10 protein-coding genes are annotated in these 14,529 nt (G+C 63.7%); 7 read left to right on the top strand and 3 right to left on the bottom strand.

Annotated features, from left to right (window positions below; genetic code table 11):
- Positions 1-4: 4 nt before the first annotated feature.
- The gene (locus M2343_RS08615) at positions 5-1,117 is read right to left on the bottom strand and encodes an amidohydrolase family protein (protein ID WP_264576325.1); all 1,113 of its coding nucleotides are present in this window, start codon (positions 1,115-1,117) and stop codon (positions 5-7) included.
- A 184-nt stretch (positions 1,118-1,301) separates the two neighbouring features.
- Here M2343_RS08615 and M2343_RS08610 point away from each other — a divergent pair, with 184 nt between their 5' ends.
- The 7 genes from M2343_RS08610 to M2343_RS08580 all read left to right on the top strand — a co-directional run bounded on the left by M2343_RS08610 (position 1,302) and on the right by M2343_RS08580 (position 11,946).
- Complete coding sequence (locus tag M2343_RS08610) at positions 1,302-3,704, top strand: TonB-dependent receptor (RefSeq protein WP_264576324.1); 2,403 nt, start codon at positions 1,302-1,304, stop codon at positions 3,702-3,704.
- Positions 3,705-3,758: 54 nt separating this feature from the next.
- Positions 3,759-4,718: a TauD/TfdA dioxygenase family protein gene (locus M2343_RS08605; protein WP_181558976.1), complete on the top strand. Its 960-nt coding sequence runs from the start codon at positions 3,759-3,761 to the stop codon at positions 4,716-4,718.
- A 9-nt stretch (positions 4,719-4,727) separates the two neighbouring features.
- Positions 4,728-6,356 (top strand): thiamine pyrophosphate-requiring protein, encoded by a 1,629-nt coding sequence (locus tag M2343_RS08600; RefSeq protein ID WP_264576323.1) that lies wholly within the window; start codon positions 4,728-4,730, stop codon positions 6,354-6,356.
- Between the two features lie 45 nt (positions 6,357-6,401).
- Entirely contained in the window at positions 6,402-7,721 is a 1,320-nt protein-coding gene (locus tag M2343_RS08595; RefSeq protein WP_264576322.1) for a spinster family MFS transporter, read from the top strand.
- Between the two features lie 331 nt (positions 7,722-8,052).
- The gene (locus tag M2343_RS08590; RefSeq protein WP_264576321.1) at positions 8,053-10,428 is read left to right on the top strand and encodes a TonB-dependent receptor; all 2,376 of its coding nucleotides are present in this window, start codon (positions 8,053-8,055) and stop codon (positions 10,426-10,428) included.
- 100 nt (positions 10,429-10,528) lie between these two features.
- A complete protein-coding gene (locus M2343_RS08585) occupies positions 10,529-11,254 on the top strand; it encodes an energy transducer TonB (protein WP_264576320.1) in 726 nt (241 codons plus the stop codon).
- 8 nt (positions 11,255-11,262) lie between these two features.
- A complete protein-coding gene (locus tag M2343_RS08580; RefSeq protein ID WP_264576319.1) occupies positions 11,263-11,946 on the top strand; it encodes a Fe2+-dependent dioxygenase in 684 nt (227 codons plus the stop codon).
- A gap of 25 nt (positions 11,947-11,971) precedes the next feature.
- On the opposite strand, the gene M2343_RS08575 is transcribed toward M2343_RS08580, so the two are convergent.
- Both M2343_RS08575 and M2343_RS08570 read right to left on the bottom strand, forming a co-directional pair.
- The gene (locus M2343_RS08575; RefSeq protein ID WP_264576318.1) at positions 11,972-13,132 is read right to left on the bottom strand and encodes a PQQ-dependent sugar dehydrogenase; all 1,161 of its coding nucleotides are present in this window, start codon (positions 13,130-13,132) and stop codon (positions 11,972-11,974) included.
- 116 nt (positions 13,133-13,248) lie between these two features.
- On the bottom strand, positions 13,249-14,376 hold the full coding sequence (locus M2343_RS08570; protein WP_264576317.1) for a PQQ-dependent sugar dehydrogenase: 1,128 nt from the start codon (positions 14,374-14,376) through the stop codon (positions 13,249-13,251).
- Positions 14,377-14,529: the final 153 nt, after the last annotated feature.

Here is a 14,529-nt window from a genome sequence, read left to right as displayed (position 1 = left end):
GGGATCAGGCTGGCGGGAGGTGGAAGACCTGCGCGGCATTGCGATGGCAGACCGCCTCGCGTTCTTCTCCGTCCAGCGGCGCGTGGTTGATGAAGGTGACGGAGGGCTCCATCTCCTCATAGGGATAGTCGATCGCCCAAAGCACGCGGTCTACGCCCAGTACGTCGATCGCGTAGCGCAAGGCCGGGCCATGCTCCACGCCGCTGGTGGTGATGTACACGTTGCGCTTCATCACCTCGGAGGGCTTGAGCTTGCTGCCATAGGCATCGCGCCGGCGCTCGAACCAATGATCTGTGCGCCACAGGTGGAACGGGATGTTTTCACCCATATGGCCAATCACGATCTTGAGGTTGGGCAGCTTGTCGAACACACCGCTGAGGATCAGCCGCATGGCATGGGTGCCGGTTTCGGCAGCATAGCCCCAGATCGCCGATTGCAGGCGATGATCGCGGAAAGGCTCCGCCATGCCGTCTGACGGGCAGCGGGGATGGATGTAGATCGGCCGGTCGAGCGCGGCGGCGGCCTCCAGGATCGGCATGAACTTGGGATCGTCCAGATACTCGTTATTGGTGTGCGAGTTCACGATGAAGCCGCTGAAACCCAGCTTATTGACGGCGCGCTCCATTTCCTTGGCAGCCCGGCCCGGGTCTTGCGGCGCGAAGGACGCAAGGCCGGCGAAGCGCTTCGGGTGAGCGCGGACCACTTCGGCTAGGCGATCATTGGCAAGCTCGGCCATGGCGACGGCCTGATCGGCGCGGAACATCTGCACGCCCGGCGAGGTGAGCGAAAGAATCTGCATGTCGACACCGAGGCGGTCCATTTCCGCGAGCCGCTCCGTCACGTCGCGCAAGCGGCGGGTGAGGCGGTCCGGCCCACGCGAACCAAGTGGGTTAATCAGCTGCGCGTCCAGATTGGGCCATGTTCCGGTGGCGAGGGCGGCCAGCGCGTCCTGATGCTCAGCAATCGTCCAGGCTTCCTCGACGGCGATCCGTCGCGCGGGTGCGGCGGCTGGGGGCGGCCGCATCGTGCGCGCCGCTGCGGTGCCGGTCATCGCGCTCATGGCGCCGCCAGCGGCAAGTCCGCCCGCCAGAAGCTGCCGTCGATCGAACTCTGCCATTCATCCCTCCTCATTTTTCTGGGGCGGAAGCTACGGCGGTGCGGCAACAAGTCAAGCCGTCAATTCCAATATACGGAACCAGACTTCTGCAATATGGAATAAATTTGACATGCGCGCCGAGCGTCGCCATGGTCCCGCCCGATAACAGCCCGAGGCACGGGCGTTCTGACATTGGAGGAGAGCGATGATGAAGAAGGCTGATCTTTTGTTGCAGGCCGCGAGCGCACTGGCGCTGGGCGCCGCAACCCTGGCGACACCCGCCATGGCGCAGGATGCCCCCTCTCCCCAGCAAAGCGCTGCACAGCAGACCGATGCGGATGACATCGTGGTGACCGCGCAGTTCCGCTCGCAGCGTCTGCAGGATGCGCCGCTCGCCATCACCGCCGTCTCCGGCGACATGCTGGAAGCGCGCAGCCAGACGAGCATCGCTCAGGTTGCCGCACAGGCACCCAACGTCAATCTCGCCGAAGCGCCGGCCACCTACGGCCCATCGATCCAGGCGTTCATTCGCGGCGTCGGCCAGTCGGATTCGACCTTCGCGCTGGAGCCGGGCGTCGGCCTCTATGTCGATGACGTCTATTACTCGACGCTGCAGGGCTCGATGCTCGATCTGCTGGACCTCGACCGGGTGGAAATCCTGCGCGGGCCGCAGGGCACGCTTGCCGGGCAGAACTCGATCGGCGGCGCGATCAAGCTCTATTCCAAGAAGCCGGATGGCTCGGGCGGCGGCTATGTCCAGGCAACCTACGGTAGCTTCAACCGCACCGAGGTGCGCGGCGGCCTGAACCTGACGGTCGTGCCCGATCAGCTTTTCCTGCGCGTCTCCGGCGCTGGCGTGAAGAAGGACGGCTACGTTACCCGCTATGATTATCGCTGCACCCACCCGACCTCGCCGGTGCGGACCTTCGCGATTTCCGACAATTGCAAGCTCGGTACGGAGGGCGGCAAGTCCTACGTCGCCGGCCGCGGCACGCTGCGCTGGACGCCCAATGACGCGGTCGACATTTCGATCATCGGCGACATCACCCGTGATGACAGCGAGTCTGCGCCCTCCACACTGCTCTATGTCGGCACGCTGACGGGGCCGGGGTCGAGCGCGACCGCCCCTTATGTCATCGATGGCGTCCGCTATGGTACGGCCACCGGCTCGCCGTTCATCAGCTATTCGCCCTATGGCAATTTCGCGCAGGATACGTTCACGACCAGCCCGTTCGTGAGCTATGAGAATTATCTCAACTATGCCCCGCGCGATGGCACGGCGCCTTATGCGGCGCCTGCGCGTAACTCGCTCGATACCTGGGGCCTCTCCGGCAACATCACCATCGATGTCGGCGATCTGAGCATCACCTCGATCACGGCCTATCGCAGCTACAATTCGGTGTTCACATCGGCCGAGTCCTCGCCGATCAACATCGCGCTGACGGCCAATGACGTGAACCACAATCAGTTCAGCCAGGAACTGCGCGCCAGCGGTGCGATCGGTACGCTGCTGAACTATACGGTGGGCGGCTATTATTTCGAGGGCACCAGCGACGGCGGCTCGCGCGTTCAGCTTCCCACGCTGGAATTCCGGCAGAACGACCATGTCGAATCCCAGACCATCGCCGCCTTCGCCAATGCCGAACTGCATCTGACCGAGAAGCTGACGCTGATCGGCGGCCTGCGCTACACGGACATTACCAAGAGCTTCCAATATGCGCGCAAGGGCAATCCGGGGAACATCTACGGCGGTAATGCGCCGCCGTCGCTCGCCCCGCTCGATGGGCTGGTGCGGACGTTCAAGGGCGATCGTCTCGATTATCGCGGTGTCATCCAGTATCGCTGGACGCCCGACTTCATGACCTATGCGCAGATCGCGACGGGCTTCAAGAGTGGCGGCGCCAACCCGCGGCCGTTCTTCCCGGCGCAGGCGCTGACGCATGATCCCGAGACGCTGACCGCCTATGAAGTCGGTTTCAAGAGCGACCTGTTCGACCGGCTGCTGCGCCTGAACGTCTCCGGCTTCCTCAACAAGTATAACGACATTCTGGTCAGCGTCTCGACCTGTCCGACGGTGCCGGCCGCGCCCTGCGCATTGCCGCTCAACGCCGGCAAGGCGGATGTGAAGGGCTTCGAGGTCGAGGCGACGCTGCGCCCGGTTCGCGGCCTGCTGATCGATGCCTCGCTCGGCTATCTGGACTTCGACTACAAGTCGATTTCCGCCATCGGCCAGAGCGCTGGCATCACCCTCGATATGGACGCGCCCTTCGTGCAGGAATGGCGCTGGAGCGTCGGCGGGCAGTACAAGATCGAACTGGGTGATGCCGGCTCGCTGACCCCGCGCATCGACGTCAATTCGCAGAGCCCCTATTTCTCGACGGCGATCAACCGCGCGCCGTTCAACCAGGTGGAAGGGCGCACGATCGTGAATGCGCGCCTCACGTATCGCGATGTGGCCGAGGATTGGCAGCTCTCGCTTGAGGTCACCAACCTCACCGACCGGCTCTATTATGACGGCCTGTTCGACAATCGCGGATCGACCCAGTCCATCCAGGGGCGCCCCGCGCGTCCGCGGGAATGGGCTGTCACCATCAAGCGCAATTTCTGATAGATGATGACCCCGACCGGTCTTTCGCCGGGGTCTTGGAAGAGGAGCTTCGAGATGAACATCCAAGTGTCTCACAAGGGGCAGGCCGCCGATCAGGCGACCGGCACGATCGTGGCGGGTTTGCCCATGCCCGAGTTCAAGCGGATCACTGTCGAGCCGATCTCCGGCGCGTGCGGCTGCGAGATCAGCGGTGTGGACCTGCGGGAGCCACTGGATGACGAGACGCTCGCAGAAGTGATGAAGGCGTTCGAGCATTTTCTGGTCATTGTCTTCCGCGACCAGGATCTGACGCCGGAGCAGCACAAGGCGTTCACGCGCTACTTCGGGCCGATCACCGAGCTGCCGCAGGCGCCGACCTACGGCGAGCATCAGGATATGCAGGAAGTGCGCCGCGAAGCGCATGAGCCGGAGAACGTCGTTCCCTCTTTCGAGCACTTCCACACGGACAGCCCGTTCCTGCTGCAGCCGCCGCTCTGCGTGGTGATGCGCGCGCTGGAAGTGCCCAAATTCGGTGGCGATACCGCCTTCTCGAACGGCTACCTCGTCTATGAGCATCTTTCCGATGCCATGAAGGAACTGCTCGACGGGCTCGAGGTCGTTTACTCAGGCAAGGAAATCTGGGCGCGCAATGAGAAGCTGCCGCCCGAGAAGCGCCTGCGCCTGCGTGAGTCGCACGGGTTCAGCGAAGATGAGCTGGAGAATATCCACCCCGCGGTGCGCGTTCACCCGGTCACCGGCCGCAAGGCCCTGTTCGCGACCACGGCCTATTTCAAGCGCTTCGTCGGCTGGACGGAGGCGGAGAGCCAGGCGCTGCTCGGCTATCTCCAGAGCCTTGCCCAGCACCTGCATTATCATTGCCGCGTGAAATGGAAGAAGGACACATTGATTGTCTGGGACAATCGTTTCTTGCTTCATCGTGGCGTCCATGATTTCAAGTACGAACGTCGGCATCTCATCCGCACGACGGTCATGGGCGAGAGGCCGATCGGCCCGAAAGGCCCCAGGAAGGATTGAAATTACCCCATGAAAGTCAGTGCTGCCATCGCCAACATCCTCAAGCGTGAGGGTGTAGACGTCATTTTCGGTTATCCGCGCAACGCCGTGCTGGAGGATGCCGCCGCAATCGGCATCCGCCCGGTCATAGTCCGCCAGGAGCGGACGGGCGTTCACATGGCCGATGCGCTGTCCCGCCTGACGCGGGGCAAGCGCATGGGCGTGTTCGCCATGCAACATGGGCCGGGGACGGAAAATGCCTATGGCGGGGTGGCACAGGCTTACTCCGAATCCGTGCCCGTGTTGGTGCTGCCGCAGGGCTATGCCCGCCGCATCGCCTTCGTGCCGGACAATTTCAATGCCAGCGTCTCGATGCGGGATGTGACCAAGCATGCCGAGCCGATCACGGTTGCGGCAGAAACGCAGAACATCATGCGCCGCGCCTTCACGCAGCTGCGCAATGGCCGTCTGCGCCCTGTGCTGGTCGAGATGCCCTGGGACGTGCTGGGCGAAGAAATCGACGCGCCCGAGAGCTATCAGCCGGTTGTCACCACCCGCTATGCGCCCGAGCCAGACGCGGTGAAGCGAGCAGCCGAGGCGCTGGTCGCCGCCAAGCGCCCGGTGATCTACGCCGGGCAGGGCGTGCACTGGGCCGAGGCCTATGAGGAACTGAAGGCGCTGGCCGAGTTGTTGGCCATCCCGGTTTCCACAAGCCTTGAGGGCAAGAGCGCGTTCGACGAGACGCACCCGCTGGCGCTCGGTTCGGGCGGCGCGGCTATTTCGGGCCAATTGCGGCATTTCCTCGATGAGGCGGACCTCATCTTCGGCATCGGCTGCAGCTTCAGCGAGACGGCGTTCGGCGTGAAGATGCCGCAGGGCAAGCGGGTCATCCATTCGACGCTCGATCCGGCTGACTTCAACAAGAATGTGCCCTGCGAGATGGCGCTGGCCGGTGATGCCAAGCTGACGCTCGGGATGCTGCTGGAAGCCTGTCGCGCGCTGGTGTCAGCGCCGCGCGATGCCGGGCCGGTGGCCGCGGAAATCGCCAAGGTCGAGAAGGAGTGGCTGGCGAACTGGCTGCCGCTGCTGGAGAGCGACGATGCGCCGATCAGCCCCTATCGCGTGCTCTGGGATCTCCAGAAGACCGTGGACGTTGCCAACACCATCATCACCCATGATGCCGGCAGCCCGCGCGATCAGCTCACGCCTTACTGGAAGTCGATCACGCCGCTCAGTTATATCGGCTGGGGCAAGTCCACGCAGCTTGGCTATGGCCTTGGCCTCGCCATGGGCGCCAAGCTCGCTTGTCCGGACAAGCTGTGCATCAACGTGTGGGGTGATGCGGCCATCGGCTTTACCGGCATGGACTTCGAGACGGCGGTGCGCGAGCGCCTGCCCATCCTGTCGATCCTGCTCAACAATGAGGCGATGGCCATCGAACTGCCGGTGATGCCGGTGGCGACCGAGCGCTTCCGCGCGACCGATATTTCCGGCCATTATGCTGATTTCGCCAAGGCGCTTGGCGGCCATGGCGAGCGCGTCACGCGTCCGGAAGAGATCGTGCCGGCCATTCACCGCGCGCTGGCCGCGATCGAGGCGGGGCAGCCCGCGCTGATCGAATTCATAACCGCGAAGGAAACGCGCGCTTCGCGACTATAAACGCGGGCGACCATAACCGGGTGACTATAAACTGGGAGAGATGCGATGGCCGAAACGACGGCGCCCCCGACTGGCTCTGGCCCTGAGGGGGGCGTGAAGGATTGGAACTTCAGCGCCGTCTACGGCCTCGGGTTCCTCACACTGGTTTCGGCCTTCAATTATCTCGATCGCTCCCTCCTGGGGCTGGCGTTGCCCTCCATCAAGTCGGAGATGCACGTCTCGGACACCGCTCTGGGACTGGTGTCCGGCCTGGCCTTCCTCCTGTTTTACTCCATCCTCGGCGTACCCATTGCTTGGGCGGCGGATCGCTATAACCGGCGCAATATCATCGCTGTCGGCTTCGCCTTCTGGAGCCTGATGACGATGGTCACCGGCTGGGTGGCCAACATCTGGCAGCTCGCCATCGCGCGCTTCCTCATGGGCGCGGGCGAGGCGTGCGGCATTGCGCCGTCGAATTCGATCATCTCCGACCTGTTCCGGGCAGAGCGGCGCCCGCTCGCTTTCTCGATCTTCGGCACGGCGGTCTCGATCTCATCGATTCTCTTCTTCCCCATCGTCGGCTGGGTCGGCCATGAATATGGCTGGCGGTCGATGTTCGTCGTGGCCGGTATGCCGGGCGTGTTCCTGGCGGTGCTGTTCTTCCTGACGGTCAAGGAACCGGAGCGCGGGGCGTCCGAAGCCAAGCGCATCGAGCGTGCGGCGAGGGAAAGCTTCAAGGCAAGCATGGCCTTTCTCGCCAAGCAGCGCGCTTATGTCTTTCTGGTCATCGGCGCCACGCTGATGGGGCTGAACGTCTTTGCCGCCAGCGTCTGGACTCCGACCTTCCTGACGCGCGTCCACGGCCTCACGCTGGTGGAGGTGGCTGCGACCATCGGCCCGATCCGGGGCGTGTTCGGCGTGGCTGGCGTGGTTCTGGGCGGTCTGCTGATCGACCGGTTGAGCCGCAAGGCCAGCCACTGGCGCATGACCTTGCCGGCGATCACCTGTCTGCTTGCCGCGCCTGCTGAGCTGATCTTCCTGCTAGCCGAGGATACGGCGGTTTGGCTGGCAGCTTATGCGGCCTCGGCTTTCCTCCTGCTGATTCATCAGGGCCCGGTATTCGCGGCGGTCATGAGCGTGGCGAAGCTGAGGATGCGCGCTGTCGCAACGTCCATCCTGCTGTTCAGCGCGGCACTGATTGGGCAGGCGCTCGGCCCGCTGGTCGTGGGCTATCTGAATGACGTGCTGCACCCCACGCTGGGTGATGTGGCCGTGCGCTATTCGATGCTGGTCATCGTCGTGACGGCGCTGTTGGCGGGGGTGATGTTCCTGCTCGCTGGGCGGTCGCTGGAGGCAGACGCGAAGCGGGCCTTGGCGGACGCCTAAGAGGCGAGAAGGGCAGACGCTCGCTCCTCGGTAGATTAGACTGCAGATCACAGACGGGAGTTGGTGGCCGGGTCAGACCCAAGGCTGCCAACTCCCGCGTCGTTTCTGATCACAGACCAGTCGCCGCTCGGCCCAACTGCGGCACCAAGCGCGCGTAAGGACTGCCGATTCAGCACACGCAAGGGAAGTCGCCGGTCACCCACGTTGCAGAACGGAAAAGTTGTAAATCGCAACGCTGACCGCAAATCATGTGTTGCAAATCACTCGCAATATCCTAATTGGTGCGACCGACTCGCAATAGCGGTCGATGACATCAACTGGGGAACGCCGCATGAGTAAATCCGCCAATCTCACTTCCTTTCTCGCGCTTGGCTGCGTCAGCGCCGTCGCGTTTGCAGCGCCGGCTGTCGCGCAGGATGGCGAGCAGGGGCGCCGTCTGGGCGGGATGACCGTGACCGACACGGCCATCGATGAGTCCGAGATCAAGGTCGAGCGGGCAGAGTCGCCCAAATATACGCGCCCGCTGCTGGACACGCCGCAGACGGTGACGGTGATCGGCGCCAAGACGCTGCAGCAACAGAACCTGCTCACGCTGCGCGAAGTGCTGAGCACCGTGCCCGGCATCACCTTTGGCGCCGGCGAGGGCGGCTTCGGCTATGGCGACCGTATCAATCTGCGCGGCTATTCGGCCAACAACGACATCTCGGTCGATGGCGTACGCAGCGGCGCGATCATGAACCGCAACGAGACCTATAATATCGAGCAGGTCGAGGTCGCCAATGGCGCGAACTCCGTGTTCAGCGGCGCGGGCTCGGTCGGCGGGTCGATCAATCTGGTGACCAAGAAGCCGCTGGCGGACGACAAGATGTCGGTTCAGGCCGGCGTCGGCACGGACAATTATTATCGCGGCACCGTCGATCTCAACAAGCGCGTGAGCGACATGATCGCGGTGCGGCTGAACGCGGTCTACCACAAGAACGACGTGCCCGGGCGGGACGTGGAGTTCTACGAGCGCTGGGGTGTGGCGCCGGCTGTCACCATCGGTATCGATGGTCCGACCAGCCTGACGCTGCAATATGAGCATCTCGACGACAAGGGCATGCCGCAATACGGCCTGCGCTATTATGCGGCGCAGGGCGGCTATCTGCCCGACTTCAACCAAAGCGCTTATTACGGCTTTGCCAATGTCGACACGCAGCAGTCAGTCACGGATTCGGTACAGGCGATTTTCTCGCACGAACTGAGCGACACGGTGAAGGTGCGCAATCTCACCCGCTATGAGAATGTGAGCCAGTACACCGTTACCAGCCAGCCCACGGGCACCTTCTGCCTGGCGAGCGGTCTACAGCCGGATGGCAGCGCCTGCACCGTCGCGATCGGCAGCAGCACGCTGGTCGTCCCTGCAGGCTATTATCTGCCGACTGGGGGCCGCGGCACGGCGCGCCACATCCGCAACGAAACCGCCTATAACCAGCTCGACCTGAGCGCTGAGTTCGCGACGGGCGGCATCGAGCACACGCTCGTTCTCGGCGGATCGCTGCTGTGGGAGCGTTATACGCTGAACAATGGCAGCATCCTGCGCGCTGCCGATGGTAGCAATCCCTATGCCGCGCCGAATTATTATCCCCTCACCAACATCGCCAACCCAGGCAGCGTGGTCACGGGACCAGCGGCCCCGGCCGGAACGCTGGCGCGCGTCTATGGCAGCAACATCTACACCGGCCCCCAGAACTACATTCAGACCGGCTACAATGTCGGCGAGCAGACCAGCTATGCGGCCTATCTGTTCGATACGATGAAGCTTTCGGACATGTTCGAGATCAACGGCGGCGTGCGCTATGAGCGCTTCGAGGGTTCGACCCGGACGCGCAACGTGACCACTGGCGTGGTGACCGGCCCGTTCGAGGCGAAGGACAATCTCTTCTCCTGGCGTGTCGGCGCGGTGTTCAAGCCGATGCCAAACGTCAGCGCCTATGTGGCGGTCGGTAATTCGCGCACACCGTCCAAGGGTTCGGTTGATGGCAGCTGCGCTGTCAACACCTGCAACGTCGAACCGGAATCGGCGAAGAATTACGAAATTGGCGTGAAGGCCGATCTGTTCGACGCCAAGCTGCAACTCGCAGCGGCGGTGTTCCGCAATGAGCGCGACAAGTATCGCGTGGCCTCGGGCGATCCCACGATCCCCGATCAGGTGCTCGATGGCCGCTCGCGGGTGAACGGCGTGTCGCTGAGCGCCACGGGCAACATTACCGAAGCTTGGTCGATCTTCGCCAACTACATGTATCTGGATAGCAAGCTGATCCAGGGCGTGTCCGACTTCTGTCTGGCCAATCCGGTAAGCTGCGGCAACACGGTGACCAATCCCGATCCGACGGCCGGCACGGCGCTCTCGGCAACGCCTAAGCATTCGGGCAGCCTGTTCACCACCTACAAGTTCCCGTTCGGTCTCGAAGTGGGCTATGGCCTGACCTATCAGGGTCGCCACTCGATGAACCCGACGGCGACGCCGGTCTATTATGTGCCGGCCTATACGCTGCATCGGATCATGCTGGCCTATCCGGTGACCGAGCGCCTTCTGGCGCAGGTGAACGTGCAGAACGTGACGGATGAGGACTATGTCACCACCGTGCGGACCAATGTGAACAACAGCTGGGCGCAGCCGGGGGTGGGGCGGTCCGCCGTGTTCAGCCTGACCTACAGCTACTGAGTGTGGGGGGCAGGGGCGAACCGACCCAAAGCGGTTCGCCCCTGATCCACATCAATGATCCGACGAACGTCTGGTAATATTGATTCGCATTATTGACGGAATGGGCCTGTTCGTCGATAGCGGCAGGCGAAAAGGGGTGTCCGCGGTGAACATTTCACACTCGGCAAGTCAGGGGCGCTATGGGCAGGGCAGGCGGTTCAATCCGCTGGTCGTGCTGCTCGTCATCCTGATCCATGCGGGGTTGTTCGCACTTGTCACCCGCCTCGGGCCCAGTTTCAAGGTGGGTGAGGCGCCCAAGGTCTTCACGGTCAATCTGATCTCTTCGCCGCCGCCTCCGCCGCCCGTCGACGCGCCGCCACCGCCGCCCCGCGCGCCCGAGTTGGTTATGCCGCGGCCACAGATCGATATTCCCCGGATTGATCCGCCGATGGTGGCCGCAAGGCCGGATATTCCGGTCGTCCCGGTCATGGCACCGGGGCCGCCGGCGCCGCCCAGTCCGGCCGCCGCGCCGATCTCAGTGCCCTCGGTCACCGACGGCGGCGATCTGGGCACGCAAATGGTGGCCGGCAAGGCGCCGCGTTACCCCATTGAGAGCCGCCGCAAGCGGGAGCAGGGCGTGGTCCTGCTGGCCTTGACCGTGGGCCTCGATGGGTGCGTGGAAGATATCAGGATCGCCCGCAGCAGTGGTTTCACTCGGCTCGACAAGGCGGCGCTCGATGCCGTCAAGCGCTGGCGCTGGCGGCCCACCTTGCGTGATGGCCAGCCGGTTTTCGTGAAAGGCGTGGTGGAAATCCCCTTCGTCATTCAACCCCAAGACAACGCATAAGGCGCTTCATGCTGATCCCCATTCCAGAGGTGCTCGACGGGCCGACGCTCGCCAAGGTGCGTGATCTCATCGATTCCGCGGCGTGGGTGGATGGCAACGTCACCTCGGGCCATCAGTCGGCGCTCGCCAAGAACAACCTTCAGTTGCCAGAGGAGGCGCCGCAGGCCCAACAGGCCGGCGAGATCATCCGCGACGCGCTGGGCCGCAATCCTTTGTTCATTGCCGCAGCGCTGCCGCTCAAGATCTTTCCGCCCTTGTTCAACAGCTATGCGGGTGGCCAGTCCTTTGGCGTGCATGTCGATAATGCCGTGCGGATACAGGCCGGCACCGGCTTTCGCGTCCGTTCGGACCTGTCCATGACGATCTTCCTCGAGCCGCCCGAGGCTTATGATGGCGGTGAGTTGACAGTCGAGACCCAGTTCGGCGTGCAGCAGGTCAAGCTGCCGGTCGGCCATGCCGTGCTTTACCCCTCATCCTCCCTGCATCGGGTGGAGCCGGTGACGCGCGGCCGCCGGGTGGCGAGCTTCTTCTGGCTGCAATCGATGATCCGCGACGACGGTGAGCGGCAGATCCTGTTCGATCTCGACAGCAGCATCCAGCAACTGGCCGCCACGCTGGGGCAGAGCCATGCCGAAGTGATCCGCATGACCGGCGTCTATCATAATCTGCTGCGCCGCTGGGCGGACGCCTAGAGCCAGCGACCGCCCTCAGGCTCGCTCAGCCTTTCGGCGTCAGCTTGAGCATCCGGCCCTTGGGGCTGTCCTCGAGCAACCAAAGCGCGCCGTCCGGCCCGACCCTCACATTGCGCAGCCGCATTCCCATGCGCCAATGGTCAGCCTTGGTCGCCGTTTCGCCATCGAGCGAAATCCGCACCAGCGCCTGACCGGACAGGCCGGTGATGAACAGCGAGTTCTTCCAGCCCGCGAACAGGTCGGCATTGTAGTAAGCCAACGAGGACGGCGCGAGCGAGGGGTTCCAGTAGAGCTTGGGCTTCTCGAACCCGTCATCGGCACTGTGGTCCGGGATGGGGCGCTTGTCATAATGGTCGCCATAGGAGCGGATCGGCCAACCATAATTGGCGCCGGCCTTGACGAGGTTCAGCTCGTCGCCGCCCAGCGGGCCCATTTCGACCTGCCATAAACGATCATTCGCATCGAAGGCGAGGCCGGTCAGATTGCGCTGGCCATAGGTCCAGATGGCGGGATGGAAGCCCTTGGCCGCCAGCGGATTGCCGGCGGCGGGTGTCCCGTCGAGATTGAGATGCAGCACCTTGCCGAGGGTGGACTTGGGGTCCTGCGCCGGGTCGAACTTGGCGCGCTCGCCATTGGTGAAGAACAGGCTGCGCTGGTCCGGCGCGATGGCGATGCGGCCGGAATAATGGGCACCGCTCGCCATATTGGGCGTGGCGCGGAAGATGACCTTGAGGTCCTTGAGCGCGCCGCCGGCTTCATCGAGCGTGGCGGTCGCCAGCGCGGTGCCGGTTTCCTTGCCTTCGCCAGGCTCGGAAAAGCTGAAATAGATCTGGCGACTGGCGGCGAAGTCCGGCGCGAGCACCACGTCCATCAATGCCGCCTGGCCCTCACTGACGACAGTCGGCGTGCCCAGCAGCACCGTCTTGACGCCCGTGCGCGGATCGAAAAGGACCATCGCGCCGCGCTTCTGGGTCACCAGCTGCTTCCCATCCGGCAGGAAGGCCATCGACCAGGGATAATCGAAGGTTTCGACCTCCGTGATCGTGAAGGGCAGTTGGGAGAGATCGACCTTGGCCGGGCCGGGGGCCGCCGGCGTCGCCGCAGGGGCGGTCTGGGCGAGCGTGGGCGACGCGACGCCCAGGGTCAAAACCGCGCTCAGGGCGATGCGGTGCGGACGGAATGACATAGGCGCTCTTCTCCAGTCGGTCTTTTGTTCCGCCGGCCCATAAGCGGTGGGCCGGCCGGGAGCAATGACCGAGGCCGCGCGCGCCTTGACCGAGCGCGAAGCGGCGCGCGGCTGGATCAGGCTGCGGGCGTCAGCTTGAGGAGGCGGCCATTTTCTCCGTCCTCCAGCAGCCAGATCGCGCCGTCCGGCCCGGCGCGTACGGCACGGATGCGTGCGCCCATGTCCCAGTGATCGGCCTTGGTCGCGGTTTCGCCATCGAGCGCGATGCGGTCGAGCGACTTGCCGGAGAGGCCGGTGATGAACAGCGAGTTCTTCCACTGCGGGAAGAGGTCGGCATTGTAGTAATCCAGTCCCCCGGGCGAGATGGCCGGCACCCAAAAGACCTTCGGCGCTTCATAGCCGTCGCCCGGCTCATGGTCCGGGATGGCCTTGCCGTCATAATGATTGCCCATGGAGGCGTTGGGCCAGCCATAATTGAGGCCGGCTTTGATCAGGTTGATCTCATCGCCGTGGCGCGGCCCCATTTCCATTTCCCACAGGCGCCCATCGGCATCGAAGGCAATGCCGAGCAGATTGCGGTGGCCGTAGGACCAAACAGCCGGGTGGAAGCCCTTGGCCGCGAGTGGATTGCCGGCTGCCGGGCTGCCATCAAGGCTGAGGCGCAAGACCTTGCCGAGCGTCGTGCCCGGCTCCTGCGCTGGCGCCATCAACTGGCGATCGCCAGCGGTGAAAAAGAGATGGGTCTTGTCCGGCGAGAAGGCGATTCGGCCGGAATAATGGCCACCCTTCTCCGAGCGATCATCGCCCCGGAAGATCACCCGCACGTCGCTCAGCGCAGCCGCTGTCGGGTCCAGCTTCGCAGTCGCCAGCGCAACGCGGCTTTTCTTACCCTCGGCGGCTTCTGAAAAGCTGAAATAGATCGTCTTGCTGGTCGCATAATCCGGGGCGAGCCGCACATCCATGAGCGCCCCCTGATCGTCGCTCTTCACGCTGGGCGTGCCGCTCACCGTTTGCTTGCGGCCGCTTTGCGGATCGATCAGGATCAGCGCGCCTTCCTTCTGCGTGACCAGCATGTGCCCGTCCGGCAGGAATTCCATGGCCCATGGCGAGGCGAACTGCGCGACTTCCGTGGTCTGGAATGGTGCGCCGCTTGCCGCCTTGACCTCATCGGGCGCGGACGCGCTGCCGCAGGCGACAATGGCGAGGCTGACGGCACAGGTCAGGCCGAGCTTACGGACATTCATGGGGCGGATCTCCGGCGAGGGGTGGGACGTCCGACCATAGCGACAAGAGCGGCCTGGCGGTAGACCGTTCTATAACAAGAGCTTGGCGCGCACCGCTGACCAAGACGAAGCGTAGAGGCAGGACCGCCAGCGCGGAGATGCTGACAAAAAAGG

The sequence above is a fragment of the Sphingobium sp. B8D3B genome (assembly GCF_025961875.1).
Classification (GTDB): domain Bacteria; phylum Pseudomonadota; class Alphaproteobacteria; order Sphingomonadales; family Sphingomonadaceae; genus Sphingobium.
This window is presented reverse-complemented; position numbering and strand designations above follow the sequence as displayed.